The sequence below is a fragment of the Mesorhizobium sp. M1E.F.Ca.ET.041.01.1.1 genome (assembly GCF_003997355.1).
Lineage (GTDB): Bacteria > Pseudomonadota > Alphaproteobacteria > Rhizobiales > Rhizobiaceae > Mesorhizobium.
Genome location: NZ_RZSL01000953.1, coordinates 1 through 1531 on the forward strand (window position 1 = coordinate 1; position 1531 = coordinate 1531).

General features: G+C 59.8%; 1 protein-coding gene and 1 pseudogene. Both read right to left on the reverse strand.

Going from position 1 to position 1531, the window contains the following annotated elements; all coding sequences use genetic code 11:
• Positions 1 to 603: 603 nt before the first annotated feature.
• The gene (locus tag EOA38_RS39555; protein ID WP_189435172.1) at positions 604 to 759 is read right to left on the reverse strand and encodes a hypothetical protein; all 156 of its coding nucleotides are present in this window, start codon (positions 757 to 759) and stop codon (positions 604 to 606) included.
• Positions 760 to 1415: 656 nt separating this feature from the next.
• Positions 1416 to 1531, reverse strand: a pseudogene (locus EOA38_RS40765) (IS630 family transposase); the annotation flags it as partial.

Genomic DNA, 1531 nt, shown 5'->3' on the forward strand with positions numbered 1-1531 from the left:
GAGTACGGCTCTGGTATTACCACCAGGCAGGACTAATCTCGCAGACGACGACTGCATGCGGCTCGTGGGATTGGCGCTGGAGTACCGGGTCTCCATTTCTTTTATTGCCCGTTCGACGGCAGCGGGTTGTTGGGCGAGCGACGCTTTCATTCTATCCTCCTAATCTCTGATATCTGCGGGAGTGCATGGGCGAGGGTGAACCGGGCAGCCATCGAAATCCGGACCTCCAAGCTAGCGTCGGCCCGCCGCGGTTGGTAATGTTGGTGAGCACGGCGCTTCTATGACCTGTTTTTCTATCTTGGTTCATTAGAAGTACGGGTCTGACGTCGTCTGCCATTGCAGACCGTTTTTGAAGGCCTCTCTGGGCTGGCTGACGTGGAGATTGAGGGTCCGCGCGTAGACGTCGACCGAGCCGATTACTCGTCGCGGCTGCACACTTGACACGGTTCGCGATCAGATCGCGCAGCAGATTGCACTCTTTCGGGCCGAGACGGATCTGGTGGCCTTTGCAGCGCACCCCATCGGTGGCGAGCCGCAGTTCGAGACCGCAGATGAGCAACCGGCCATCCTCGCCGCCATCGGAACCCAATCCCGCATCATCAGTTATGCGCGCAGGTAGGCGAGCAGCTTGTCCGGCGCTAAGGGCCGCACGAAGCTTTCGTCGAAGTCGGCCTTTTGCAGATCGAGGTGCTGTTGCTCGACGCCGGGCGCGATCAGGGCGAAGACAGGCAGGGCCCGAGTCTGCGCGTCGTCTTTCAACCGGGCACAGATCGCCGGTCTGGTCGCGCATCGTCTGCACCTCCTGTTCGATCGCCAGCCAGACCTCTGTGCTCGACGCCGCCGGTAAGTTCGCTCGCGAAGCCGTCCACCTCAAGGAACTAGCTGAGGACCAGGTCGAACTCGGCATCTTCCGAACAGGTCAGGACCAATGGCTTCACCGGCACAACTCCTCAATCAAAGAATCGGTACTGGTCCCAACCACTCAAAAGTCATGCCAATTGTTCAGAAATAGCTAGGAACAAATTATTATTGCATATTATCCAGTAGCTTAAATTAGAGTACAGTAGGAAGTCGAGGCGGAAGCCACCGTGTCGCGGACTCGACAAACGCGACAATAGGCGTCGGTTACCTGGCGTTTCCCAGAATGGTGCTCGAGTCGCTCGGCCCGGGCTTCGGGGCCTATGGATTCGCGCAGGGGAGGGTCGAAGACGGAAGGCCAGCGCCTTCTGCCGTTCGCTGCATCCAAGAAGTCAGCAGCAGCCGTCAGCCGACACGCCGTATATGTTGATGCAGACCAGCCGCCATCAGAAATAAATCTCTTGCCGACGCGCGAGCCATACGTTTTTGAATGGCCCGCCGTGGCCGCGAAGCCAGGCGCTCAGGCGCTGCGGCTGAACCGCACACTGCTCGGCGACGAGCCGCTCCACCATCTCGTTCAGCATGATGCCCTTGCGCTCCTCGATCAGCCCGACGACGAAGGCTTCATGTGCATCGAGGCGGGAGGCGGGCGGCGGCCCTGCGTGCGTGGGCC